Raw genomic sequence first — 23,673 nt, forward strand, 5'->3', positions numbered from 1 at the left:
GAACCCCGGACGTACGCATGATCGCGGCCCCTGATCTGCCCCGAGCCCGGTCTGCCGCGTCGATGCCGGGCTTCGCACGGAAGGACCTTCGGCGTGTCGCACTCCACGCGCACTCGTCAGCTGCCGCAACGGCCGGAACCGGAACCGGAACCGGATTCGGAGGTCGCGGCGCGCGCGGACGCGGACGGGGCTTCCGGCTCGGGCGCGGACGCCGGTGCGCGCGCGGACGGGACGCGCGGCGTGGCCGCGGACGCGGACGGGACGCCCGGCTCGGGCGCGGACGCCGGTGCGGACGCGGACACCGCCACCGAGAAGTACGCGGACGGCACATCGGAGCGGGACACGGCACCGGAGCCGGACACGAGGCCGGAGGCGGACACGAGGCCGGGGACCGACGCACCGACCGACTCGAAGCCGGACACGGACACCTTCACCGGCGACGAGCCCGAGGCACCCGCAGCGCCCGACGAAGAGGAGCCGAAGGCGCGCGCGGCCGGCGCCTCCGCCGGGCAGGCCGACACCTCCCTCGCGCAGGTCGACGGCCCGTCAGGGCGGCGGGGCTGGTGGGGCTGGCGGATCAAGTATCCGCGGGCGGCCCGTGCCGTGACCGTCGGCACCACGGCCCTGGCCGGAGTCCTGGTGCTCTTCGCCCTGCTCGTGCCGAACCAGCTCGACCGCCTCGCGCCCAGTGCCTTCCTGCGGATCCCCGTGGAGGGAGTCCTGCTCGCCGGTCTGCTGCTGGTGCTGCCACCGCGGCCCCGGCGGATCGCGGCGGTCGTGATCGGGCTGGTTCTCGGCCTGGTGACCATCCTGAAGTTCGTCGACATGGGCTTCTACTCGGTGCTGGCGAGGCCCTTCGACCTCGTCCTGGACTGGATCCTGTTCGACGACGCCGCCGAGTGGGTCAAGGAGTCCTTCGGGAAGACCGGCGAGGTGGTCGCCGTGATCGCGGTCCTCGCGCTCGTCGTCGTCCTGCTCGCCCTCATGACCCTCGCCGTCGTGCGGCTGAGCGATCTCATGGCGCGTCACCGCCCCGTCGCCACGCGCACCGTGCTCGTCCTCGGTACCGCGTGGATCACCTGCGTGACGGTCGGCGTGCAGTTCACCGACGTACCCGTGGCGTCGCAGATCAACGCGGAGCTGGTGAAGAACCGCGTGCACCAGGTGCGGGCGGGCCTGCGCGACGGGAAGGTGTTCGCCGAGCAGGCGTCCGTCGACGCGTTCGCCGACACACCGCCCGACCAGCTGCTGACGGGACTGCGGGGCAAGGACGTCCTGTTCACGTTCATCGAGAGCTACGGCCGCACGGCGATCGACGACCCCGCGATGGCCGACCAGGTCGGCTCGGTGCTGTCCGAGGGGACGAAGTCGCTGAAGGCCGCCGGGTTCGCCTCGCGCAGCGCCTGGCTCCGTTCGCCGGTCACGGGCGCCGGGAGCTGGCTCGCGCACTCCACCTTCCTGTCCGGCCTGTGGATCAAGAACCAGCAGCGCTACCGGAGTCTGACCACCAGTGACCGGCACACCCTGACGAGCTACTTCCAGAAGTCCGGGGCCTGGCGCACGGTCGGCATCGTGCCGGGTGTCCGCCGCGCCTGGCCCGAGGGCAAGTTCTTCGGCCTCGACCACATCTACGACTCCGAGCATCTCGGCTACCACGGCCCGTACTTCAGCTGGACGCCCGTACCGGACCAGTTCAGCCTGGAGGCCTTCGAGCGCCTGGAGCACGGCAAGAAGGACCGCAAGCCGATGATGGCCGAGATCATCCTGGCGTCGAGCCACAACCCCTGGGCTCCGGTGGCCCACATGATCGACTGGAACGACCTCGGTGACGGATCGGTCTTCGAGCAGATCAAGAAGGAGGGCAAAGACCCCAAGGAGGTCTGGAAGAACCCCGAGAGCGTGCGCACCGAGTACCGGCACGCCATCGAGTACTCGCTGCACAGCCTCATCGAGTACGTGGAGCGGTACGGCGACAAGAACACCGTGCTGGTCTTCCTCGGCGACCACCAGCCCGTCCCCACCGTCACGGCCGGCAGTTCGAGCCGCGACGTGCCCGTCACCATCGTCGCGCACGACCCCAAGGTCCTGGACCGGATATCCGACTGGGGCTGGACGGACGGCCTCAAGCCGGCGAAGAACGCCCCGGAGTGGCGCATGGACACCTTCCGCGACCGCTTCATGACGGCGTACGGCTCGCGTCCCGGCACGTCCGGGGCGGCCTCCGCACGCTGACGCACGATCCGCCGCCCGCCGGGAGCGCGCCGATCGGTGACCGGGCCCGCAGCGGCCCGGTCACCGCCAGTCCGGAGCCCCCGAAGCGGGCGGCAGCAGCGCTTCGATCTTCGAGCGGATCTCCCCCATGACGGAGACGACGAGGACCTCGTGGTCCGCGGTCAGCCGGTCCAGGGGGACCGAGCAGCTGACGGCGTCGACGGCCGGGGTGTCGTAGCGCAGGGCGAAGCCGAAGCCCGCGATGCCGGGGACGGTCTCCTCCCGGTCGACGGAGTGGCCGCGCTCGCGTACCGCCGCGAGATCGGCGAGCAGCGCGGTGCGCTCCGTGCGGGTGTTCTCGGTGAGGGCCGCCAGCGGTCCGGCGGGCAAGGGGAGCGCGTCGTCGGGGCGTTCGGCGAGGAGCGCCTTGCCGAGGGCGCCCGCGTGGGCGGGGATCCGCCGGCCGACGCGGCTGATGGTGCGCGGGTACTCGTGGGACTCGCGGGTCGCGAGGTAGACGACGTCGGAGCCGTCGAGCCGCGCCATGTGGATGGTTTCTCCGAGGGCCTCCGAGGCCTCGTCGAGGTAGGGACGGACCATCCGCACGCGGCGGTCGCTGTCCAGATAGCTGGTGCCCGTGAGCAGGGCCCGGATGCCGATGCCGTAGAGGGATCCGGTGGTGTCCGTGCGCACCCAGCCGCAGTCGACGAGTGTCCTGAGCAGCTGGTACATGCTGCTGCGCGGCACACCCAGTTCCTCGGCCAGCTCGTCCAGGCGTGAGGGGTGGTCGCCGCGGTCGGCCAGCAGTTCCAGCAACGCGACCGTACGGGCCGCCGACTTCACCCCGCGGACCCCTGAGCTCTCCGGCATGGGCCCCATCGTAAATCCGCGTCGCCGCACCCATTGACCTTCGCGATTCACGAACCTAGCCTCCATTCTCATACATGGACGCCATCTGCATATGAGGATGAGAGATGACAGGGTTCAGCGTGGAGGCCGAAGCCGTGGCGCAGCGACTGCGGGACGGCATGGCGGGCGGCGTGCTGTCCTTCCCGCTCACGAGCTTCCGGGAGGACGGCGACCTCGACCCGGAGGCGTACCGGGCCTATCTGACGGGCCAGTTGGCCGCCGGCCCGGGCGCGGTGTTCCCCGCCTGCGGGACCGGTGAGTTCAGCGCGCTGGACGAGGACGAGTACCGCAGGGTCGTCGGGATCACCGTCGAGGTCGCCGACGGCCGGCTTCCCGTGGTCGCCGGCATCGGCTACGGGTGGGCCCAGGCACGGCGGTTCGCCAAGATCGCCGAGGAGGCGGGCGCGGACGCCGTGCTCGTGCTCCCGCACTACCTGGTCGAGGCCCCGCAGGACGGCCTGGTCGAGCAGTTGCGCCGGATCGCCGCCGGCACCCGGCTGCCGCTCATCGCGTACCAGCGCGGCCCGGTCGCCTTCACCCCCGAGGGCCTGCGCCGGATCGCCGGGATCCCGACGGTCATCGGCCTGAAGGACGGGCACTGCGACCTCGACCGGCTGCAGCGGCTGACGCTCGCCGCCCCCGACGGCTTCCTCTTCTTCAACGGCGCGGCCACCGCCGAGATCCAGGCCCGGGCGTACGCCACCGTCGGCGTCCCCGCCTACTCGTCCGCGGTGCACGCCTTCGCACCGGAGATCGCGGGTGCCTTCTTCTCCGCTCTGCGGGACGGCGACGAGACGACCCTCACCAAGCTGCTGCGCGACTTCTACATCCCGCTCGTCGAACTGCGCGACCGCGTGCCCGGGTACGCCGTGTCACTCGTCAAGGCCGCCGCCCGGCTGCGCGGCCTCCCGGTCGGTGCCGTGCGCGCGCCGCTCACCGACCCCGGCCCGGCCGACCTCGCCGAGCTGGAGCGGATCCTCGACGCCGGTCTCCATCTCGTCAAAGCGGTGCGCCGACCGGCCCGGTGACCGCGCGCGGCCCGGACGGGACCCGGACCGCCCCCAGATGTGCCCGGCAGCCCGACCCACAGTTCAAAGGGGAACTGACCTCATGCCTCTGCTCGTAGTCGGAATCAGCGTGCTGATTCTGCTGCTCCTGATGACGAAGCTGCGACTGAACGGCTTCGCCGCCCTCCTCCTCGTGGCCGTCGGTGTCGGCGTCGTCCGCGGCATCCCGCTGGAGAAGATCCCGGACGTCCTGTCGGAGGGCATCGGGGGCCAGATCGGCGACACGATGCTCACCATCGGGCTCGGCGCCATGGTCGGCCGCGTCATGGGCGACTCCGGCGCCGCACAGCGCATCGCCGGCCGGCTTCTGGACGCGTTCGGCCCGCGCTGGGTCCAGGTGGCCATGGTGGTCACCTCGATGCTGATCGGCGTGACCATGTTCTACGAGGTCGCGTTCATCATCATCGTGCCGATCGCGTTCACGCTGGTGAGGGTCACCGGGGCGAAGCTGCTCTGGGTCGGGCTGCCGATGTCGATCGCGCTGTCCACCATGCACAGCTTCCTGCCGCCGCACCCCGGTCCCACCGCGGTGGCCTCCACCTTCCACGCGTCGATCGGGCTGACCCTGTTCTACGGCCTGTTCATCGCCGTACCGGCCGGCGCCCTCGTCTCGCTCGTCTGGCCGCGCCTGCCGTTCGTCCGGGCGATGGACCCGGCGATCCCGCAGGGCCTGGTCAGTGAGCGTGAGTTCACCGACCAGGAGATGCCCGGCCTCGGCTGGTCGCTGTCCGTGGCCCTGTTCCCCGTCGTCCTGATCGCCGGTGCCGCGGTGACCGACCTCGCGACCTCCGCCGAGACGCCCTTCCTGCACTTCGTCGTGTTCGTCGGCTCGGCGCCGATCGCCCTCCTGCTGACCCTGCTCCTCGCCGTGTGGGCGTTCGGACCGCGGATCGGCCGCAGTCTCGACGAGGTGAGCGCCTCGTGCACCTCGGCCGCGAAGGCCATGGCGATGATCCTCCTGGTCATCGGTGCGGGCGGCGCCTTCAAGAACGTGCTCGTCGAAGGCGGGATATCCGACTACATCAAGGACGCCACCGCACACTGGTCGATCTCGCCGATCGTCCTCGCCTGGCTGATCGCGGTCATCCTGCGCATCGCGCTCGGCTCGGCCACGGTCGCCGTGGTCACGGCCTCCGGCGTGGTGCTGCCGCTGCTGGCCGGAAGCGGGACGCACCCGGAGATGATGGTGCTCGCCGTCTCCTGCGGTTCGATCGCCTTCTCCCACGTCAACGATCCCGGCTTCTGGCTGTTCAAGGAGTACTTCAACCTGTCCGTCATCGACGCGATCAAGGTCCGGACCACCTACACGACGGTGCTCGCGGTGCTCGGCCTCGGCGGTGTCCTGGCCGTCGAGTGGGCCCTGGACGTACTCAGCCTCTGACCTCTCCCTCATGACCCCTCAGCCCGTATCACCCCGTATGCAAGGATTCCGATGAGAACGAGCCAGCAGCCGACCGTCACCGAGTTCTCCGTCTATCCCGTCGCCGGCCGGGACTGCATGGAGCTGAACCTGTCGGGCGCCCACGGCCCCTACTTCACCCGCAACGTGGTCGTCCTCAAGGACTCCGAGGGCCGTACGGGTCTCGGCGAGGTGCCCGGCGGCGAGAAGATCACACAGACGCTGCGCGATGCCGCGCCGCTCGTCGTCGGGGCCGGGGTGGGCGACTACAAGCGCGTCCTGCGGGAGATCGGGAACCGCTTCGCGGACCGCGACGCCGGCGGGCGCGGCGCCCAGACCTTCGATCTGCGCACCACCGTGCACGCGGTCACCGCCGTCGAGTCGGCGCTGCTCGACCTGCTGGGCCAGCACCTGGACGTGCCGGTCGCGGCACTGCTCGGCGACGGGCAGCAGCGCGACTCCGTACGGGTCCTTGGCTACCTCTTCTACGTCGGCGACCCGGGCCGCACCGATCTGGACTACGTCCGCGAGCCCTCTTCCGAGGTGGACTGGTACCGCGTCCGGCACGAGGAGGCCCTGACCCCCGAGGCGATCGTCCGGCAGGCCGAGACCGCGTACGACCTGTACGGCTTCCGGGACTTCAAGCTCAAGGGCGGTGTCCTGGAGGGCGCCGAGGAGGTCAAGGCCGTGCGGGCCCTCAAGGACCGCTTCCCCGAGGCCCGGATCACGCTGGACCCCAACGGCGCGTGGTCGCTGCGCGAGGCCGTCGAGCTGTGCGCGCCACTGGTCGGCACGCTCGCCTACGCGGAGGACCCCTGCGGGGCCGAGGGAGGCTATTCCGGGCGCGAGATCCTCGCCGAGTTCCGCCGGGCCACCGGGCTGCCGACCGCGACCAACATGATCGCCACCGACTGGCGGCAGCTGACACACGCCCTGGCCCTCCAGTCCGTCTCCATTCCGCTGGCCGACCCGCACTTCTGGACCATGCAGGGCTCGGTCCGGGTGGCCCAGCTGTGCAACGCCATGGGCCTGACCTGGGGATGCCACTCGAACAACCACTTCGACATCTCGCTCGCCATGGTCACGCACTGCGGAGCGGCTGCGCCGGGCGCGTACAACGCGCTCGACACGCACTGGATCTGGCAGGAGGGCCTGGAACGGCTCACCGTCGAGCCGCCGCGCATCGTCGACGGCCAGATCACCGTCCCCGACGCCCCCGGCCTGGGCGTCCGCCTCGACATGGACCGACTGCTCGCGGCCCACGAGCTCTACCGGGAGAAGGCCCTGGGCGCCCGCGACGACGCCGTCGGCATGCGCTACCTCGTCCCCGACTGGCACTTCGACCCGAAGCGTCCCTGCCTGGTGCGCTAGGGAGGCACGCCCCGGCCACCGCGGGAGCGCGGTGGCCGGGCTCCGCCGCATCCCCGCGATGACCGGCCGGCAGGCGGGGCCGTGAGTCGGCGGGGATGCGGGTGCGCGGGCCCCTGGGACCATGGCCAGATGCCCCGTCCGCTGTCCCGGCCTGCCGCCGCGCAGGCGCCCGGCGCGAGAAAATCCGGGCCACCCCCTTGTCCGAGGGCCGGTGAGCCTGAATTACTGATCCCGAACACAGCGACCGAATGATCGGTCGTCCGGAATGATGCGGTTGGTGAGGGAGGAGTCCCCATGGCGGATTCCACGGGACCGAAGGACCTGCTGGACGCGGGCGAGCGGCTGGACGCGGACGGGCTGCGGGCGCTCCAACTGGAGCGGATGCGGGCGTCGCTGCGGCACGCGTACGAGAACGTGCCGTTCTACCGCGAGTCCTTCGACAAGGCCGGGGTCGGCCCGGACGACTGCCGTTCGCTCGCCGATCTGGCCCGCTTCCCGTTCACCACGAAGGCCGACCTGCGCGAGAACTACCCGTACGGGTTGTTCGCCGTCCCGCAGGACCGGATCAGGCGTCTGCACGCGTCGAGCGGCACGACCGGACGGCCGACGGTGGTCGGCTACACGGAGAACGACCTGTCGATGTGGGCCGACATGGTGGCCCGCTCCATCCGCGCCGCCGGTGGCCGGCCCGGCGACAAGGCGCACATCGCCTACGGCTACGGACTCTTCACCGGCGGACTCGGCGCCCACTACGGCGCCGAACGGCTCGGCTGCACGGTCATCCCCGCCTCCGGAGGCATGACCGCACGCCAGGTCCAGCTCATCCAGGACCTGAAGCCCGAGATCATCATGGTGACGCCCTCCTACATGCTGACGCTGCTCGACGAGTTCGAGCGGCAGGGCGTCGACCCGCGCGGCACCTCGCTGCGCGTGGGCATCTTCGGCGCGGAGCCCTGGACCGAGGAGATGCGGCGCGAGATCGAGGAGCGGTTCGCGATCGACGCCGTCGACATCTACGGCCTGTCGGAGGTGATCGGCCCGGGGGTCGCCCAGGAATGCGTGGACACCAAGGACGGACTGCACATCTGGGAGGACCACTTCTATCCGGAGGTCGTCGACCCGATCACCGGTGAGGTGCTTCCGGACGGCGAGGAGGGCGAGCTGGTCTTCACCTCGCTCACCAAGGAGGCCATGCCCGTCATCCGTTACCGGACAAGGGACTTGACGCGGCTGCTGCCCGGCACGGCACGGGTCTTCCGGCGCATGGAGAAGATCACCGGCCGCAGCGACGACATGGTGATCCTCCGCGGAGTCAACCTCTTCCCCACACAGATCGAGGAGATCGTGCTGCGCACGCCGGGGGTGGCGCCGCACTTCCAGCTGCGGCTGACCCGGGAGGGCCGCCTCGACGCGCTCACCGTGCGGGCCGAGGCGCGCGCCGGCGCCACCCCCGAGATCCGCGAGGCCGCGGCGCGGGCGATCAAGGCGGCGGTGAAGGACGGGGTCGGCGTGTCGGTCTCGGTCGAGATCGTCGAACCGGAGTCGCTGGAGCGGTCGGTGGGCAAGATCAAGCGGATCATGGACCTGCGGGAACGCCGGACGCCGTGAACCCCCTAGCCCTCGCCGAAGCGGTCCCGCAGCTCCCGTTTGAGGATCTTCCCGCTGGCGTTGCGCGGCAGCTCGTCCACGAACAGGACCCTCTTGGGTGCCTTGAAGTGGGCGAGCTTCTCGCGTGCGTGGGCGACGAGTTCGGCTTCGGTGACCTCGCCGCGGGCGACGACCACGGCGGTGACGGCCTCGATCCAGCGCTCGTCGGGCAGCCCGATCACGGCGACCTCGGCGACCTTCTCGTGCGTGTACAGCGCGTCCTCGACCTGCCGTGAGGCGACCAGCACGCCACCGGAGTTGATGACGTCCTTCACCCGGTCGACGACGGTGAAGTAGCCGTCGGCGTCGCGCACGGCGAGGTCTCCCGAGTGGAACCAGCCGTCGCGGAAGGCCTCCGCGGTCTCCTCCGGTTTGTCCCAGTAGCCCTCGCACAACTGCGGTGAGCGGTAGACGACTTCGCCCGGCGTCCCGTCCGGCACCTCCTTGCCGTCCTCGTCGACCACCCGCGCGTCCACGAACAGCACGGTGCGTCCGCAGGAGTCCATCCGCCCCTTGTGCTCGTCGGGCCCGAGGACGGTGGCCAGCGGCCCGATCTCGCTCTGTCCGAAGCAGTTGTAGAAGGCCAGCTTCGGCAGGCGTTCGCGCAGCCGCTCCAGGACGGGCACCGGCATGATCGACGCGCCGTAGTACGCCTTGCGCAGCCCGCCGAGGTCGCGGGTCGCGAAGTCGGGCCGGTTCGCCAGGCCGATCCACACGGTGGGCGGCGCGAACAGGCTGTCCGCGCGGCCGGCCTCGATCAGGTCGAAGAGGTGGTCCCCGTCGGGCGCGTCGAGGATGATGTTCGACGCGCCGACCGCGAGATACGGGAGCAGGAAGACGTGCATCTGCGCCGAGTGGTAGAGCGGCAGCGAGTGCACGGGCCGGTCCCCCGCGCTCAGGTCGAGGGCCGTGATCGCGCTCAGGTACTCGTGCACCAGGGCGCGGTGCGTCATCATCGCGCCCTTGGGCAGGGCGGTGGTGCCTGAGGTGTAGAGCAGCTGCACGAGCGTGTCGCCGCGCGGCTCGTCGCCGTCGTAGGGGACAGCGGCGTCCAGCCGGGCGAGCAGTGAGTCGTCGGTGTCCCGCAACGCCAGGGTGCGCATGCCGTCGGGGAGCCTGGCCGCGAGGTCCGGGTCGGCCAGGACCAGGGTGCTGCCGGACTGCCCGACGACGTAGGCGAGGTCGTCGCCCATCAGGTTCTGGTTGACCGGGACGTGCACGAGTCCGGCGCGGGCGCAGGCGAGGAAGCCGATCAGGTACGCGTCGGAGTTGTGTCCGTAGGCGCCGACCCGGTCGCCGGGGGTGAGCCCCTGTCCGAGGAGCACGCTCGCCGCGCGGGAGACCGCGTCGTCGAGTTCCGCGTACGTCCACGAGCGCTCGCGGTAGTCGACCGCTGTGCGTGCCGGGGTGCGCCGGGCACTGCGGCGCAGCACCCCGTCAACCGTGCTGCCCTGTCCTGGCGTCATGACACATGATCCTCGGTCCGCGGCACGAGGGAGGTCAAGACGAAGGCACCGGGGTCTCGTCCGGATGCCCGGCGGCGCGCGGCCCGCGCAGCGGGATCGCGACGGACCCCTCTCCGGACGACATACCCATTGGTACGCTCAACCGCCCTTTCCGCCAATGATGTTGGGAGGCACGATGCGCACCCGCCTGAGACGGTTCGTGGTCACGGCCGTCGCCCTGCTCACCGCCTCGGCCACGCTGCCCGCGGCCGCGGCCGAGCGGCAGGACCGTCAGGAACATCCCTCGCACGGCGGCCTGTCGGCCGTGATCCGCTACACCGAGTACGGCATCCCGCACATCGTCGCGAAGGACTACGCGAACCTCGGCTTCGGCACCGGCTGGGCGCAGGCCGCCGACCAGGTGTGCACCCTCGCCGACGGTTTCGTGACGCTGCGCGGGGAGCGCTCCCGCTACTTCGGTCCCGACGCGGCGCCGGACGGTTCGCTGTCCTCGGCGGCCAAGAACCTCTCCAGCGACCTGTACTTCCGTGGTGTCCGGGAGGCGGGCACGGTGGAGAAGCTGCTCGCGGAACCCGCGCCGCGGGGGCCCGGGCGGGACGCCAAGGATCTGATGCGCGGCTGGGCGGCCGGTTACAACGCCTGGCTCGCCCAGAACCGCGTCACCGATCCCGCGTGCCGGGGCGCCGACTGGGTCCGCCCGGTGACACAACTGGACGTGGCCGCACGGGGCTTCGCCCTGGCCGTGCTGGGCGGTCAGGGCCGGGGCATCGACGGCATCACCGCCGCGCAGCCGCCCGCGACGGCACCCGCCGGCACGGCCGCCCCGCAGGAGACGGGCGGTGCGTCCGGGAACTCCCGGACCCCGAACGCGCAGGCCACCGCCCGGGCCGCCCGGGAGCTGTTCGACAACGCCGACATGGGGTCCAACGCGGTCGCCTTCAGCGGTGCCACGACGGCCAACGGCCGGGGCCTGCTGCTGGGCAACCCGCACTACCCCTGGCAGGGCGGCCGTCGCTTCTGGCAGATGCAGCAGACCATCCCGGGGCGGCTGGACGTCCAGGGCGGGGCCCTGCTCGGTTCGGCGACGATATCCATCGGGCACACCGCGCGCGTCGCGTGGAGCCACACCGTCGCGACGGGCGTCACCCTCAACCTCCACCAGCTCACACTGGATCCGACCGATCCGACGTCGTACCTGGTGGACGGCAAGTCGGAACGGATGACACGGCGGAGTGTCACCGTGGCCGTGAAGGACGGCGCGCCCGTGACGCGCACGCAGTGGTGGACGCGGTACGGCCCGGTCGTCACCTCGCTCGGTGCCCAGCTACCGCTGCCCTGGACGTCCACCACGGCGTACGCGCTGGGCGACCCGAACGCGGCCAACCTGCGCGCCTCGGACACCGCGCTCGGCTTCGCCAAGGCCCGCGACACGGCCGGCGTGCTCACCGCCCTGCGGCGCACCCAGGGGCTGCCCTGGGTGAACACGATCGCCGCCGACTCGGGCGGCCACTCGCTGTTCACCCAGTCCCAGGTGATCCCCCGCATCACCGACGACCTGGCGCAGCGCTGCTCGACACCGCTCGGCAAGGTCACCTATCCGTCGTCCGGTGTCGCCGTCCTCGACGGCTCGCGCGGGGACTGCGCGCTGGGCAGCGACCCGGACGCCGTACAGCCCGGGATCTTCGGACCGGCGAAGATGCCGGTGCTGCGGGACGCGCCGTACGCGGAGAACTCCAACGACAGCGCCTGGCTGGCCAACGCGGACCGGCCGGTGACCGGGTACGAGCGTGTCTTCGGCACGATCGGCACGCAGCGGTCGATGCGCACGCGCGGCGCCGTCGAGGACGTGGCGGCGATGGCGGCCCGCGGCCGGCTGACCGTACGGGATCTCCAGGCGCAGCAGTTCGCGAACCGGGTGCCCGCGGGTGATCTGGCCGCGGACGACGTGGCGCGCGCGTGTGCCGCGCTTCCGGGCGGCACGGCGACCGGCAGCGACGGCAAGGCCGTCGACGTGACCGAGGCGTGCGGTGTGCTCACGGCATGGGACCACTCCATGGACACGGGCAGCCGGGGCGCGCTGTTCTTCGACCGGTTCTGGCGGAAGCTGACGGCCGCGGTACCGGCCGCGCAGCTGTGGAAGGTGCCGTTCTCGGCGGCGGATCCGGTCCGTACCCCGAACACGCTGAACACCGGCGCGGCCGGCTTCGCCACGGCCCTCGCGGACACCGTGACGGAGTTGGGCGCGGCGGGCATCTCGCCGGACGAGAAGCTCGGCGCGCACCAGTTCGTCGTGCGCGGCGGCGAGCGCATCCCGGTGCCGGGCGGCACCGAGTCGCTCGGGGTGTGGAACAAGGTCGAGCCGGTGTGGAACCCGGCGGCCGGCGGTTACACCGAGGTCACCACCGGGTCGTCGTACATCCAGGCCGTCGGCTGGGACGGCAGCCGCTGCCCGGTCGCGCGCACGCTGCTGACGTACTCCCAGTCGTCGAACCCGAACTCGCCGCACTACAGCGATCAGACGCGGCTGTTCTCGGGTGAGCGCTGGGTCACGTCGCGGTTCTGCGAGAAGGACATCCTCTCCTCGCCGGGCCTCAGGGTGGTCCGGGTCGGCGAGCACCGCTGACGCCGCGCACGTGGGCCCCACCCCGCGGAGGGTGGGGCCCACGTGCGTCATGACCGCCGGTTCACCGGCCCACGTGCCCCAGCTTCTCGGGGTTGAGGACGGCGTAGACGCCGTCGATGCGTCCTTCCTGCACGGAGATGGTGACGACCTGTTCGATGCCGTCGACCGCGAGCGCGAGGGCGGGAGCGCCGTTGGCGTCGACGACACGTGCCTCGCCGAACGGATAGCGGGCGACCAGTCCGGCGATGAACGCGACCACGTGGTCGCGGCCCACGACCGGGCGCAGCGCCGCCCTGACCTTGCCGCCGCCGTCGTTCCAGGCGATCACGTCCTCGGCCAGCAGGTCGGTCAGACCGCTGAGGTCGCCGCTCTGCGCGGCCTCCAGGAAGCTCGCGAGCAGTTTGGCGTGGTCGTCCTCGGCGAGGGCGAACTTGTCGCGTCCCGACGTGACCCGGCGGCTCGCGCGATGGTGCATCTGACGGCAGTTCGAGGCGGTCGTGTCCAGGATGCGCGCGATCTCGTCGTAGGGCAGGTCGAAGGCCTCCCGCAGGACGAACACCGCGCGCTCCGGCGGCGACAGACGTTCCATCAGATGCACGGTCGCGTAGGCCACCGTGTCGCGCAGCTCCGCGGTGTCGAGCGGGCCGAGCGCTCCCGTCGCGACGGGCTCGGGGAGCCACGGCCCGGTGTACGCCTCGCGGGTGACGCGGGCCGAGCGCAATTGGTCCAGGGCGAGGCGGGTGACGACCGTGATGAGGAAGGCCCGTGGTTCGCGGACGTCCGCCCGGTCGGTGCCGGTCCAGCGGAGGTAGGCGTCCTGGACGACGTCCTCGGCGTCCCACATGCTGCCGAGCAGCCGGTAGGCGAGGCCGAGCAGCAGCGGGCGGTACGCCTCGAACTGCTCGGTCGCCTGCTCCGGAGTCTCCAACTCCTCATTCCTTTCCTGCGGTTCGGCGTACGGCCGGCTCCCTGCCGATCAGCGCCCGGCCGTCACACCATTCAACTCGGCGGCGAACCCGGCGCGCCAGGAGGCGTACCTCGGCCGCCAGTCGAGGGTGAGCACGGCGCGCGCGTTGTCGGCGCCGCGCAGCCCGTTCATGAACGCCACGCCCCAGCTGCCGACGGCGAGCCGGGCGAGTGCCGCGGGCGCCTTCTTGGGCTCCTTGGCGCCGAGCATCCGGGCCAGCTCGGGCAGCCACTCGTGCAGCGCCACCGGTGTGTCGTCGACGATGTTCAGCGGGCCGCTCACGGGCTTGTCGAGCGCGGCGATCACCGCGGTGGCGGCGTCGTGGGTGTGGGTGAAGGAGAACACCGAGTTCCCGCCGCCGACCAGGGGCACCTTCCCGGCCGAGACCTGCTGCACGAAGGAGCCGTCGGAGGCGTAGATGGTGCCGGGCCCGTAGAGGTGTCCGAAGCGCAGGACGGTGCCGCCCGCGTCGGCGGTGCGCAGCTCCAGCTCCTTGAGCGCCTCCAGGACCGGGACGAACTGCTTCGGCGGGCGCTGCCACAACGGGGCGTCCTCGTCGGCGGCGCCCTGTCCGGCCGGGTCGTAGGCGTAGGCCAGACCCTGGGCGACGATCTTCTTGACGCCCGCGTCGTGGGCGGCCTCGTACAGGTTGCGGGTGCCCTCGGTGCGCAGCCGGTTGGTCAGGGCGAAGTCGCGGGCGAGATGGCGCGGGTCGATGGCGGCCGGGATGGCGGTGAGCATGTTCACGACCGCGTCGGGGGCCGCCTCTCGCACCGCCTTGTGCAGCGACGAGCGGTCGAGGGCGTCGGCGGCGACGGTGCCTGTGCCGGGGGTGCGGGAGAGGGCCACCACCTCGTGTCCGACCGAGGTGAGCAGCGGGACGAGCGCCCGGCCGATGACTCCGGTGGCTCCGGCGACGAGTACGCGCATGGAAGTTCATCTCCTGGATGTCGGGCCCCCGGGCGGTCCGGGGATCAGCTCCCGGGGGCGTTTCGGCATCAGGACGGGCGAGTGCGCCTCGACGTGACAGGTCGCGAATGTGACCTGCGTCACACGATTCTGGTGCGGCCCTCCCAGTAGGGGTCCCGCAGGCGCCGCTTGTACAGCTTTCCGTTGGGATCACGCGGCATGACCTCGATGAAGTCCACGCTCTTGGGACGCTTGTAGCCGGCGAGCCGCTGCTCGCAGTGGGCGAGGATCTCCGCGGCGAGCGCCGGGCCGGGTTCATGGCCCGGGGCGGGCTCCACCACGGCCTTCACCTCCTCGCCCCAGTCGTCGTGCGGGATACCGAAGGCGGCCGCGTCAGCCACGGCGGGGTGGGTGAGCAGTGCGGACTCGATCTCGGCCGGATAGATGTTGACCCCGCCCGAGATGATCATGTCGATCTTGCGGTCGCGGAGGAAGAGGTACCCGTCCTCGTCGAGATATCCGAGGTCACCGACGGTGAAGAAGTCGCCGATGCGGTTCTTCCTCGTCTTGGCCTCGTCCTTGTGGTACGAGAATCCGCCGGTGCTCATCTTCATGTACACGGTGCCGAGCTCACCCGGCGGCAGCTCCTTGCCGTCGTCGTCGAAGACGGCGAGTTCGCTGATGGGCCAGGCCTTGCCCACCGTGCCGGGCTTCTTGAGCCAGTCCTCGGCGGTCGCGAAGGCGCCTCCGCCCTCGCTGGCCGCGTAGTACTCCTCGACACTGTGGCCCCACCACTCGATCATGGCCCGCTTCACGTGGTCGGGGCACGGGGCGGCGCCGTGGATCGCGTGCCGCATCGACGACACGTCGTAGCGCGCCCGCACCTCCTGCGGCAGCGCCAGCAGCCGGTGGAACTGGGTGGGGACCATGTGGGTGTGGGTGCACCGCTGGACGTCGATGACGCGCAGCATCTCCTCGGGCGTCCATTTGTCCATCAGCGCCAGGCGGTGCCCGATGTGCAGGGACGCGCCGGCGAACTGGAGCACCGCGGTGTGGTACAGCGGCGAGCAGACCAGGTGCACATTGCCGTCGAACGGCTTGATGCCGAAGATGGCGAGGAAGCCGCCGAGGTACGACTCCTCGGGGAGTTTGCCGGGCAACGGGCGCCGGATGCCGCGGGGGCGTCCCGTGGTGCCCGAGGTGTAGTTCATGACCCAGCCGAGGGTGCGGTCGGCGGGCGGTGACACGGGCTGCCCGTCGAGGAGTTGGCCGTACGGCCGGAAGCCGTCGACCACGCCCACGGCGTAGCGGTGCGAGGCGGGGAGCCCGGCCTCGTCGGCGGCCCTCCGGGCGGCGTCCCCGAACCGTTCGTGTGCGATGAGGACCTTGGCACCGGAGTCGGAGACGATCCAGGCGATCTCGGGGCCGACCAGGTGGTGGTTGACGGGGACGAGATAGAGGCCCGCCTGGGACGCGGCGAGGTAGGCGACGAAGAACTCGGCGCAGTTGGGCAGGACGACCGCGAAGGCGTCGCCGCGTTCGAGGCCCGCAGCGCGCAGTCCGTGCACGAGCCGGTTGGCCGCGTCGTGCAACCGCCCCGCCGTCCACTCCTCTCCGTCCGGTGCGACGAGCGCCGTGCGCCCGGGGTCGGCGGCGGCCTGGGCCCAGAATCCGTTCGGCGGTGTGTTCACGAGCGCTCCTCCCTGCCCGCGATGCGGTTGATGCGGTCGACGGCCCTCTCGAAACCTCGCGTCAGGTCGTCGAACACGGCCTGGACGCTGCGTTCGCTGTTCATCCGGCCGACGATCTGTCCGACCGGTGTGCCGAGCAGCGGCTCCACCTCGTACTTCTGGATGCGCGAGAGCGCCTCGGCCACCAACAGCCCCTGGAGCGGCATGGGCAGCGTCCCGGGTCCGTCCGGGGAGTCCCAGGCGTCGGTCCACTCGGTGCGCAGCTGGCGGGCCGGTTTGCCGGTCAGCGCGCGGGAGCGGACGGTGTCGCCGGACCCGGCCGCCAGCAGTTTGCGGGTGACGGCACGCGAGTGCATCTCGGCCTCGGTGACGGTCAGCCACAGCGAGCCCAGCCACACACCCTGGGCCCCGAGGCTGAGCGCCGCGGCGACCTGCTGCCCGCTGCCTATCCCGCCCGCGGCCAGGACCGGCAACGGATCGACGGCGTCGACGACTTCGGGCGTCAGCACCATCGAGGCGATCTCCCCGGTGTGCCCGCCGGCCTCGTAGCCCTGTGCCACGACGATGTCGATGCCCGCGTCGGCGTGCTTGCGGGCGTGGCGGGCGCTGCCCGCCAGGGCAGCGACAAGGACCGAGCGGTCATGGGCGCGCTCGACGATGTCGGCGGGCGGTGAACCCAGCGCGTTGGCGAGGAGTTTGATCGGATAGTCGAAGGCGACGTCGAGCTGGCCGCGGGCGACCTGTTCCATCCAGCCGGTGATACGCCATCCGGACGCCTCGCCCTCCGCGAGTTCGGGCACACCGTATTTGGCGAGGGTGTCCTGGACGTACTGACGATGACTTTCGGGGATCATCGCCTCGACCTCGGCCTCGGTGACGCCTTCCACCTTCTTCGCGGGCATGACCACATCGAGGCCGTAGGGCCTGCCCGCGACGTGCGCCTCGATCCAGTCGAGGTCGCGGGCCAGTTCGTCCGGTGCGGTGTAGCGGACCGCGCCGAGCACCCCGAATCCGCCCGCGCGGCTGATGGCCGCGGCGACGGCGGGAAACGGCGTGAAGCCGAAGATGGCGTGCTCGACTCCCAGTCTCTTGCTCAGCTCCGTCTGCATGGGCGCAGGATGCCGCAGTCCTCCGGACGAGGGAAGGCCTTTTCTGATGCTCCGTCAGATTTCTTCACGCCCATCCGGGAGGGTTGACACGAGCACGTCTGACAGGAAAGTTTCACTCCGCACACTGGGTCCGGAAAGATACTTTCAGGCGACGCGGGAGGCAGCTCGATGACCGAAGGCGCTGAGGAAAGAGCGGACGGCGGGCTGACCCGTCGTCAATGGGGTCGCGCCGTACTGGCCGTGGGCGGGGCGCTGGCACTCGCCCCCTTCCCCGCGGGCCCCGCGGTGGCCGCGCAGGAGAAGGGACACCGCGCGACACTGCGCCACGGAACCGCCCGGGAGGCGGGCCTGCTCGGCGACCACCTGGATCAACTGGTCACGGACGCCGAGGCGTTCCTCGCGCCCTCGCCCCGGCACCCCTGGTACGCGGGCGCGGTGCTCCTCGCCGGACGCGGCTCGACCGTGGCCCTGCACCGGCCGATCGGCATGGCCGTGCGCTACGCGGCGTACGACGACAAGACCGACACCGGAGTGGAGTTCCCGGCGGACCAGCAGATCCCGGCTGCCGAGGACACCGTCTACGACCTCGCCTCCGTGTCGAAGCTGTTCACCTCCATCCTCGCGGTGCAGCAGATGGAGCGCGGCGCGCTGGAGCTGGAGGCGACCGTCGCCTCCTATCTCCCCGAGTTCGCGGGCGGCGGCAAACAGGACGTCACGATCCGTCAGCTCCTCACGCACACCTCCGGGTTCCGCGCCTGGATCCCCCTCTACAACGCGCCGACGCGCGAGGGAAAACTCAAGCTCATCTGGGACGAGAAGCCCCTCAATGCGCCCGGCACCGTCTACCTCTACTCCGACCTGAACCTGATCTCGCTGCAGCTGGTCCTGGAGAAGGTCACCGGCCGCACCCTCGACGTGCTGCTGCACGACGAGATAACCGCGCCGCTCGGCATGAGCCGCACCCGCTACAACCCGCCCGCCTCCTGGAAGCCGCGGATCGCCGCCACCGAGGACGCACGGCTTCCCTGGTCGGGGCTGAACCGCGGCCTCGTGTGGGGCGAGGTGCACGACGAGAACGCCTACTCCCTCGGCGGAGTGGCGGGGCACGCGGGTGTGTTCTCGTGCGCCTGGGACCTCGCGGTCCTCGGCCGGACACTGCTGAACGGAGGCGCGTACGGCAAGGCCCGCATCCTGCGGCAGGAGACCGTCGACCTGATGTTCACGGACTTCAACACGGCTTTCCCCGGTGACGAGCACGGCCTCGGGTTCGAGCTCTACCAGCACTGGTACATGGGCGCGATGGCCACCCCGCGCACGGCGGGCCACACCGGCTTCACCGGTACCTCGATCGTCCTCGACCCGACGACCGACTCCTTCCTCGTCGTCCTCGGCAACTCCGTGCACCCGGTGCGCACCTGGCGATCCGGTTCCGCTCCCCGGGTCGCCGCCGCGACGAACCTGGCACGGGCCGTGCCGGTCCGCCCCGCACGCGGACGCACATCCTGGTTCTCCGGTACGGCGAACGCCACGACGGCCACGCTGGCCCTGCCCCCGCTCGACACCGGCACGGGCCCCGCCCGTCTGCGCTGCGCCGTGTGGTGGGACACCGAGCCGCAGTCGGACCTCCTCTTCCTGGAGTCCTCGACCGACGACGGAGCCACCTGGCAGCCGGTGCCGTTCACCACGGCGGCGCCCGGGGAGGAGTCTCAGGAGCATTCGGCCGGTACGGCCACCGGCTGGTCCGGGCGGGTGTGGCACCGGCTCGTGGCCCAGGTGCCGCAGGCGCCACGGCTCACGCTGCGCTGGCGGTACACGACCGACCGCCTGTACGTCGGCCGGGGCGCCTACGTCGACGGCCAGCGGGTCGAGAGCGGTGACCGTGTCTCCTTCGACGAGGCACGCCCCGCGGACGCCGCACGGATCGAGGCGGTCGGCTGGGTGGCCTCCCGGGACTGACGGCTCGGAGGTGCCGGGCGGCCGGGCGGGATGCGCCCGGCCGCCCGGCCTGGCCGGGACGGTCGTGGCAGCGCCCGGCCGGAGCGGTCCTGGGAGCGTTCCGGCCGGAGCGCCCGTGAGAGCGCCCGGCCGGCACCGCCGTCGCGACGGTCAGCTCTGCCGGTCGGCCTCCTCCAGCACGGCCATCGCCGCGTTGTGTCCGGGAACCCCGCTCACCCCGCCGCCGCGCACCGCCCCCGCTCCGCACAGCAGCACGTTGGCGTGCCGGGTCTCGACGCCCCAGCGGCCCGTGCCCTCCTGCGCGTACGGGAAGGCGAGGTCGCGGTGGAAGATGTTGCCGCCCGGCAGCCGCAGGTCGCGCTCCAGGTCGAGCGGGGTCTTCGCCTCGATGCACGGGCGGCCCTCGGCGTCGGTGGCCAGGCAGTCGGCCAGCGGCTCCGCGAGATGGGCGTCCAGCTGCGCCAGCGTCGACTTCAGCAGCTCGTCCCGCACCGCGTCGTTGTCCCGTTCGAAGAGGCGGGCCGGAGTGTGCAGGCCGAACAGGGTGAGGGTCTGGTAGCCCTGGTCGACGAGGTCCTGGCCGAGGATGCTCGGGTCGGTGAGCGAGTGGCAGTAGATCTCGGAGGGCGGGGCGGCGGGCAGCTCGCCGGACGCGGCCTGCGCGTGGGCGGTCGCCAACTGCTGGTACCCCTCGGCGATGTGGAAGGTCCCGGAGAACGCCTCGCGCGGGTCGACGGCGCTGTCACGCAGCCGGGGCAGCCGCTTGAGCAGCATGTTCACCTTGAGCTGGGCGCCCTCGGCCGGGGTCGGCGGCTCGTCGCCGGTGAGGTGGGCGAGCTCCTGCGGCGACGCGTTGACGAGGACGTGCCGGGCCGCGACGACGCCCTCGCCGTCGGCGGTCCGGTAGGTGACCTCCGCGGACGTGCCGTCCGTCTCGACGCGGATCGCCTCGTGGCCGGTGGCGATCGTGGCGCCTGCGTTGCGGGCGGCGCCGGTGATCGCGTCGGTGAGCGCCCCCATGCCGCCGACCGGCACGTCCCAGGCCCCGGTGCCGCCGCCGATCACGTGGTAGAGGAAGCAGCGGTTCTGGCGCAGCGAGGAGTCGTGGGCGTCCGCGAACGTGCCGATCAGCGCGTCGGTGAGGACGACACCACGGACCAGGTCGTCGGCGAAGTACTCCTCCACCGCGGCGCCGACCGGCTCCTCGAAGAGCATCCGCCAGGCGTCCTCGTCGTCGACACGGCCCCGCAGCTCCTCGCGCGTGGGCAGGGGTTCGGTGAGCGTCGGGAACACCCGCTCGGCGACGCGGCCGGTCATGCCGTAGAAGCGCTGCCATGCCTCGTACTCGCGGTCGGAGCCGGTCAGCCGCGCGAACGCCTCGCGGGTGCGCCGCTCGCCGCCGCCGACGAGCAGCCCGGTGGGCCGGCCGTCGCGCTCGACGGGGGTGTAGGAGGAGATGGTGCGCCCGCGGACCCGGAAGTCGAGGCCGAGATCCCGGACGATCTTCCGGGGCAGCAGGCTGACCAGGTACGAATAGCGTGAAAGGCGCGCGTCGACTCCGGCGAACGGACGGGTCGAGACGGCCGCGCCGCCGGTGTTCCCCAGACGTTCCAGAACCAGCACGGACCGTCCGGCCCGGGCCAGGTAGGCGGCGGCGACCAGTCCGTTGTGGCCCCCGCCGACGATCACGGCGTCGTATCCCTCGTGTGCAGGCATGGTTCTTCGTAGCACGTGATGATCTACGTCGGCCAGGGGTGCGCGGCAAGCGGCGGGCGCCCGAGCGGGCGGGGGCGGTGCTGACTCGCCGTTCAGCGGATGGCGGACGTCCGGTGCTCGGGGCCCGGCTCGCCGCCCGGGCGCCGCCCGGGATGCGGTGCCCGGTGCTCCCGACACGTGGCCCGGCCGCCCCCGGAGCGCGGTGCCGGACGTCCACGGCACGCCGCCCGGGCGCCGCCGGGTGCGGTGACCGGCGCTCCCGGCACGCTGCCCCGTCGCCGGCGGAGCGCGGTGAGCGGTGAGCGGTGAGCGGCGGCCGTGACTTCCCGTTCAGTGGCCGCCGGACGCCCGCCGCTGGCGCAACGCCGCCACCCTGCGGTACAGCTCGACGGCCTCCTGACCGTGTCCCAGCTGCTCGAGGCAGTGTGCCTCGTCGTTGCGGCTGCCGAGGGTGTCGGGGTGGTCGGGGCCGAGGACGCGTTCGCGGGCGGCGGCGACGGCGCGGTACTCGGTGAGGGCGTCGGCCCAGCGGCCGAGCCAGCCCAGGCCGACGGCGACCTCCCTGCGGCTGACGAGGGTGTCCGGGTGGTCGGGGCCGAGGACGCGTTCGCGGATCGCGCACACGTCACGGGACTCCGCGAGCGCCTCCTCCCAGCGGCCCATGCGGCCCAGGTTCACCCCCAGGCCGTGCCGGGCGCGCAGGGTCTCGGGGTGCGTCGGGCCCTGCACCCGGACGCGGTCGTCGATCAGGTCGCGGTAGAGCGTCAGGGCCTGCGCGCTGCGCCCGAGCCTGCCGAGGCTGATGCCGACCTCGTAGCGGGCGGCGAGGGTGTCGGGGTGGTCGGGCCCCAGCGCCTGGGCGCGCGCGTCGGCCACTTCCTGGTAGGCGTGGAGCGCTTCGGGCCAGTGGCCGAGCTGCCCGAGGGCGTAGGCGACCTCGTACCGGGTGACGAGGGTGTCGGGGTGGGTGGGACCGAGGACGCGGGCCCGGGCGGCGGCTACCTCGCTCGCCATGCGGTACGAGTCCTCCAGCCGTCCTAGCCTGCTCAGGTTGAAGGCGAGGTTGTGGCGGCAGCGCAGGGTGTCGGGGTGGTCGGCACCCATGGCCCGCTCGCGGGCGGCGAGCACCGACGTATAGGTCTGGTGCGCCTCGAAGTGGCGGCCCAACTGACCGAGCACGTAGGCCATCTCCTGGCGCGCCGCGAGGGTGTCGGGGTGGTCGGCGCCGAGCACGCGCTCCCTGGCCTCCGCGACGTGCGCGTACTCGCGCAGCGCGTCGGCGGGGCGCCCGGTGCGGCTGAGCGTGAAACCGACCTCGTAGCGGCTGGCGAGCGTGTCGGGGTGTTCGGGGCCGAGGGCGTGCTCGCGTTCGGCGGCGACGGCGCGATGCACCTCTCCCGCCTCGGTCCACCGGCCGAGCCGCCCGAGGCTCAGCCCGGCGTTGTGCCGCCCCGCCAGTGTCGTGATCAACTCCATTGACGGGGCGGGGCGTTCGGGAACCGCGGGCCCGCTCGTCACAGCCGTCGAGGGCCGGGCGATCCAGTCTCCGGTGAGCCCGGCCGACACGTCCGGCGGGGTGCTGCGCAGTCCGCCTCCGGCGGCCTTGTGGCCGGTGGTCATGCCACGGGTCCAGGACGGCAGCCGGGGTTCGCGGGACGGCGGCTGTTCGGGGCGCGTCTGTGTCGAGGGCGCCACGGCACGGCGGCCCGTGACCGCCGGGGTGACCACCGTGGGCACGTACATCGGGGTGGCGCGGCCCGCGCCGATGCGGCGGGCCAGCTCGCGGGCGTCCTGCGGGCGCTCCTCGGGCTGCTTGGCGAGCAGGTCCAGGATGATCCGCTCGACGTACTCGGGCAGTTCGGCGCGGTGGCTGCGCGGTGGCTCGGGGGGTGTGTCGCGGTGGCCGACGAGGACCGCCCACGCGTCGTCGAGGTCGAACGGCGGTGCCCCGGTGGCGATCTCGTAGAGCACGCACCCGAACGAGTACAGGTCGCTGCGCTGGTCGACATGGGAGCCGCCGATCTGCTCCGGCGACATGTAGTGCGGCGTGCCCATGGCGATGCCGGTGCCGGTCAGCCGGGAGGTGAAGCCGATGTCGTGGCCGAGGCGGGCTATGCCGAAGTCGCAGATCTTCACGGTGCCGTCGGCCAGCCGCATGATGTTCGCGGGCTTCAGGTCGCGGTGCACGATGCCCTGCTGGTGGGTGTAGGCCAGCGCGGCGGCCACCTGGTCGGCGACGTCCACCACGTCGGCGACCGCCAGCGGATGGTGCTTGTTGTCCTCCAGGAGCTGGCTGAGGTTGCGCCCGTCGAGCAGCTCCATCACCAGGTACAGCACTCCGTCGGACTCGCCGAAGTCGTGGACCACGGTCACACCACGGTGCTGGAGGGCGGCGGCGACGCGGGCCTCGCGGCGGAACCTCTCGCGCAGGACACGCGTGAAGGACTGGTCGTGGTGCGGTCCCAGCGGCTTGAGGCACTTGACGGCCACCTGCCGGCCCAGTGACTCGTCACGCGCACGCCACACCTCGCCCATGCCGCCGCGCCCGATCAGATCGAGCAGCCGGTACCGGCCCTGGATCAGCCTGGAGTCCGCCATCTCGTGTGATCGCCCCCGTCACTGCTCAGCCCGC

The 23,673-nt window shown here is 71.8% G+C and carries 15 protein-coding genes; 7 read left to right on the forward strand and 8 right to left on the reverse strand.

Features of this window, described 5'->3' with window-relative positions:
• Positions 1-93: 93 nt before the first annotated feature.
• Positions 94-2,232: a sulfatase gene (locus ACZ4IF_RS30390; protein WP_467568454.1), complete on the forward strand. Its 2,139-nt coding sequence runs from the start codon at positions 94-96 to the stop codon at positions 2,230-2,232.
• 60 nt (positions 2,233-2,292) lie between these two features.
• On the opposite strand, the gene ACZ4IF_RS30395 is transcribed toward ACZ4IF_RS30390, so the two are convergent.
• Positions 2,293-3,081, reverse strand: a complete 789-nt coding sequence (locus ACZ4IF_RS30395) for an IclR family transcriptional regulator (protein ID WP_467568457.1) — start codon at positions 3,079-3,081, stop codon at positions 2,293-2,295.
• A gap of 104 nt (positions 3,082-3,185) precedes the next feature.
• Between ACZ4IF_RS30395 and ACZ4IF_RS30400 the strand changes: the two genes are divergently transcribed.
• The 4 genes from ACZ4IF_RS30400 to paaK all read left to right on the forward strand — a co-directional run bounded on the left by ACZ4IF_RS30400 (position 3,186) and on the right by paaK (position 8,565).
• Positions 3,186-4,148 carry a 5-dehydro-4-deoxyglucarate dehydratase gene (locus tag ACZ4IF_RS30400; RefSeq protein ID WP_467568459.1) on the forward strand — a complete coding sequence of 321 codons (963 nt, stop codon included), beginning with the start codon at positions 3,186-3,188 and terminating at the stop codon, positions 4,146-4,148.
• Between the two features lie 82 nt (positions 4,149-4,230).
• Positions 4,231-5,568: a gluconate:H+ symporter gene (locus ACZ4IF_RS30405; protein ID WP_467568461.1), complete on the forward strand. Its 1,338-nt coding sequence runs from the start codon at positions 4,231-4,233 to the stop codon at positions 5,566-5,568.
• A 51-nt stretch (positions 5,569-5,619) separates the two neighbouring features.
• The gene (locus tag ACZ4IF_RS30410; protein WP_467568463.1) at positions 5,620-6,957 is read left to right on the forward strand and encodes an enolase C-terminal domain-like protein; all 1,338 of its coding nucleotides are present in this window, start codon (positions 5,620-5,622) and stop codon (positions 6,955-6,957) included.
• A gap of 294 nt (positions 6,958-7,251) precedes the next feature.
• Positions 7,252-8,565, forward strand: coding sequence for a phenylacetate--CoA ligase PaaK (gene paaK / locus ACZ4IF_RS30415; protein ID WP_467568465.1), 1,314 nt, complete (start codon positions 7,252-7,254; stop codon positions 8,563-8,565).
• A 5-nt stretch (positions 8,566-8,570) separates the two neighbouring features.
• Here the strand turns inward: paaK and ACZ4IF_RS30420 are convergent, their stop codons facing one another.
• Positions 8,571-10,070: an acyl-CoA synthetase gene (locus ACZ4IF_RS30420; RefSeq protein ID WP_467568467.1), complete on the reverse strand. Its 1,500-nt coding sequence runs from the start codon at positions 10,068-10,070 to the stop codon at positions 8,571-8,573.
• Between the two features lie 175 nt (positions 10,071-10,245).
• Between ACZ4IF_RS30420 and ACZ4IF_RS30425 the strand changes: the two genes are divergently transcribed.
• Positions 10,246-12,693, forward strand: coding sequence for a penicillin acylase family protein (locus tag ACZ4IF_RS30425; RefSeq protein WP_467568469.1), 2,448 nt, complete (start codon positions 10,246-10,248; stop codon positions 12,691-12,693).
• A 61-nt stretch (positions 12,694-12,754) separates the two neighbouring features.
• On the opposite strand, the gene ACZ4IF_RS30430 is transcribed toward ACZ4IF_RS30425, so the two are convergent.
• The 4 genes from ACZ4IF_RS30430 to ACZ4IF_RS30445 form a co-directional block, all read right to left on the reverse strand.
• Positions 12,755-13,621 carry an RNA polymerase sigma-70 factor gene (locus tag ACZ4IF_RS30430; protein ID WP_467568471.1) on the reverse strand — a complete coding sequence of 289 codons (867 nt, stop codon included), beginning with the start codon at positions 13,619-13,621 and terminating at the stop codon, positions 12,755-12,757.
• 48 nt (positions 13,622-13,669) lie between these two features.
• Positions 13,670-14,590, reverse strand: a complete 921-nt coding sequence (locus tag ACZ4IF_RS30435) for an NAD-dependent epimerase/dehydratase family protein (protein ID WP_467568473.1) — start codon at positions 14,588-14,590, stop codon at positions 13,670-13,672.
• 119 nt (positions 14,591-14,709) lie between these two features.
• Positions 14,710-16,260 carry an acyl-CoA synthetase gene (locus ACZ4IF_RS30440; RefSeq protein WP_467568475.1) on the reverse strand — a complete coding sequence of 517 codons (1,551 nt, stop codon included), beginning with the start codon at positions 16,258-16,260 and terminating at the stop codon, positions 14,710-14,712.
• A complete protein-coding gene (locus ACZ4IF_RS30445; RefSeq protein WP_467568477.1) occupies positions 16,257-17,369 on the reverse strand; it encodes a nitronate monooxygenase in 1,113 nt (370 codons plus the stop codon). Before ACZ4IF_RS30445 ends, ACZ4IF_RS30440 begins: the two co-directional genes overlap by 4 nt.
• Before the next feature lie 168 nt (positions 17,370-17,537).
• Between ACZ4IF_RS30445 and ACZ4IF_RS30450 the strand changes: the two genes are divergently transcribed.
• Positions 17,538-19,325, forward strand: coding sequence for a serine hydrolase domain-containing protein (locus ACZ4IF_RS30450; RefSeq protein WP_467568479.1), 1,788 nt, complete (start codon positions 17,538-17,540; stop codon positions 19,323-19,325).
• A 150-nt stretch (positions 19,326-19,475) separates the two neighbouring features.
• On the opposite strand, the gene ACZ4IF_RS30455 is transcribed toward ACZ4IF_RS30450, so the two are convergent.
• Together ACZ4IF_RS30455 and ACZ4IF_RS30460 are read right to left on the reverse strand one after the other, a co-directional pair.
• Complete coding sequence (locus ACZ4IF_RS30455) at positions 19,476-21,041, reverse strand: phytoene desaturase family protein (protein WP_467568481.1); 1,566 nt, start codon at positions 21,039-21,041, stop codon at positions 19,476-19,478.
• A 330-nt stretch (positions 21,042-21,371) separates the two neighbouring features.
• On the reverse strand, positions 21,372-23,639 hold the full coding sequence (locus ACZ4IF_RS30460) for a serine/threonine-protein kinase (RefSeq protein ID WP_467568483.1): 2,268 nt from the start codon (positions 23,637-23,639) through the stop codon (positions 21,372-21,374).
• Between the last annotated feature and the right edge of the window lie 34 nt (positions 23,640-23,673).

The sequence above is a fragment of the Streptomyces sp. NPDC025784 genome (assembly GCF_055558435.1).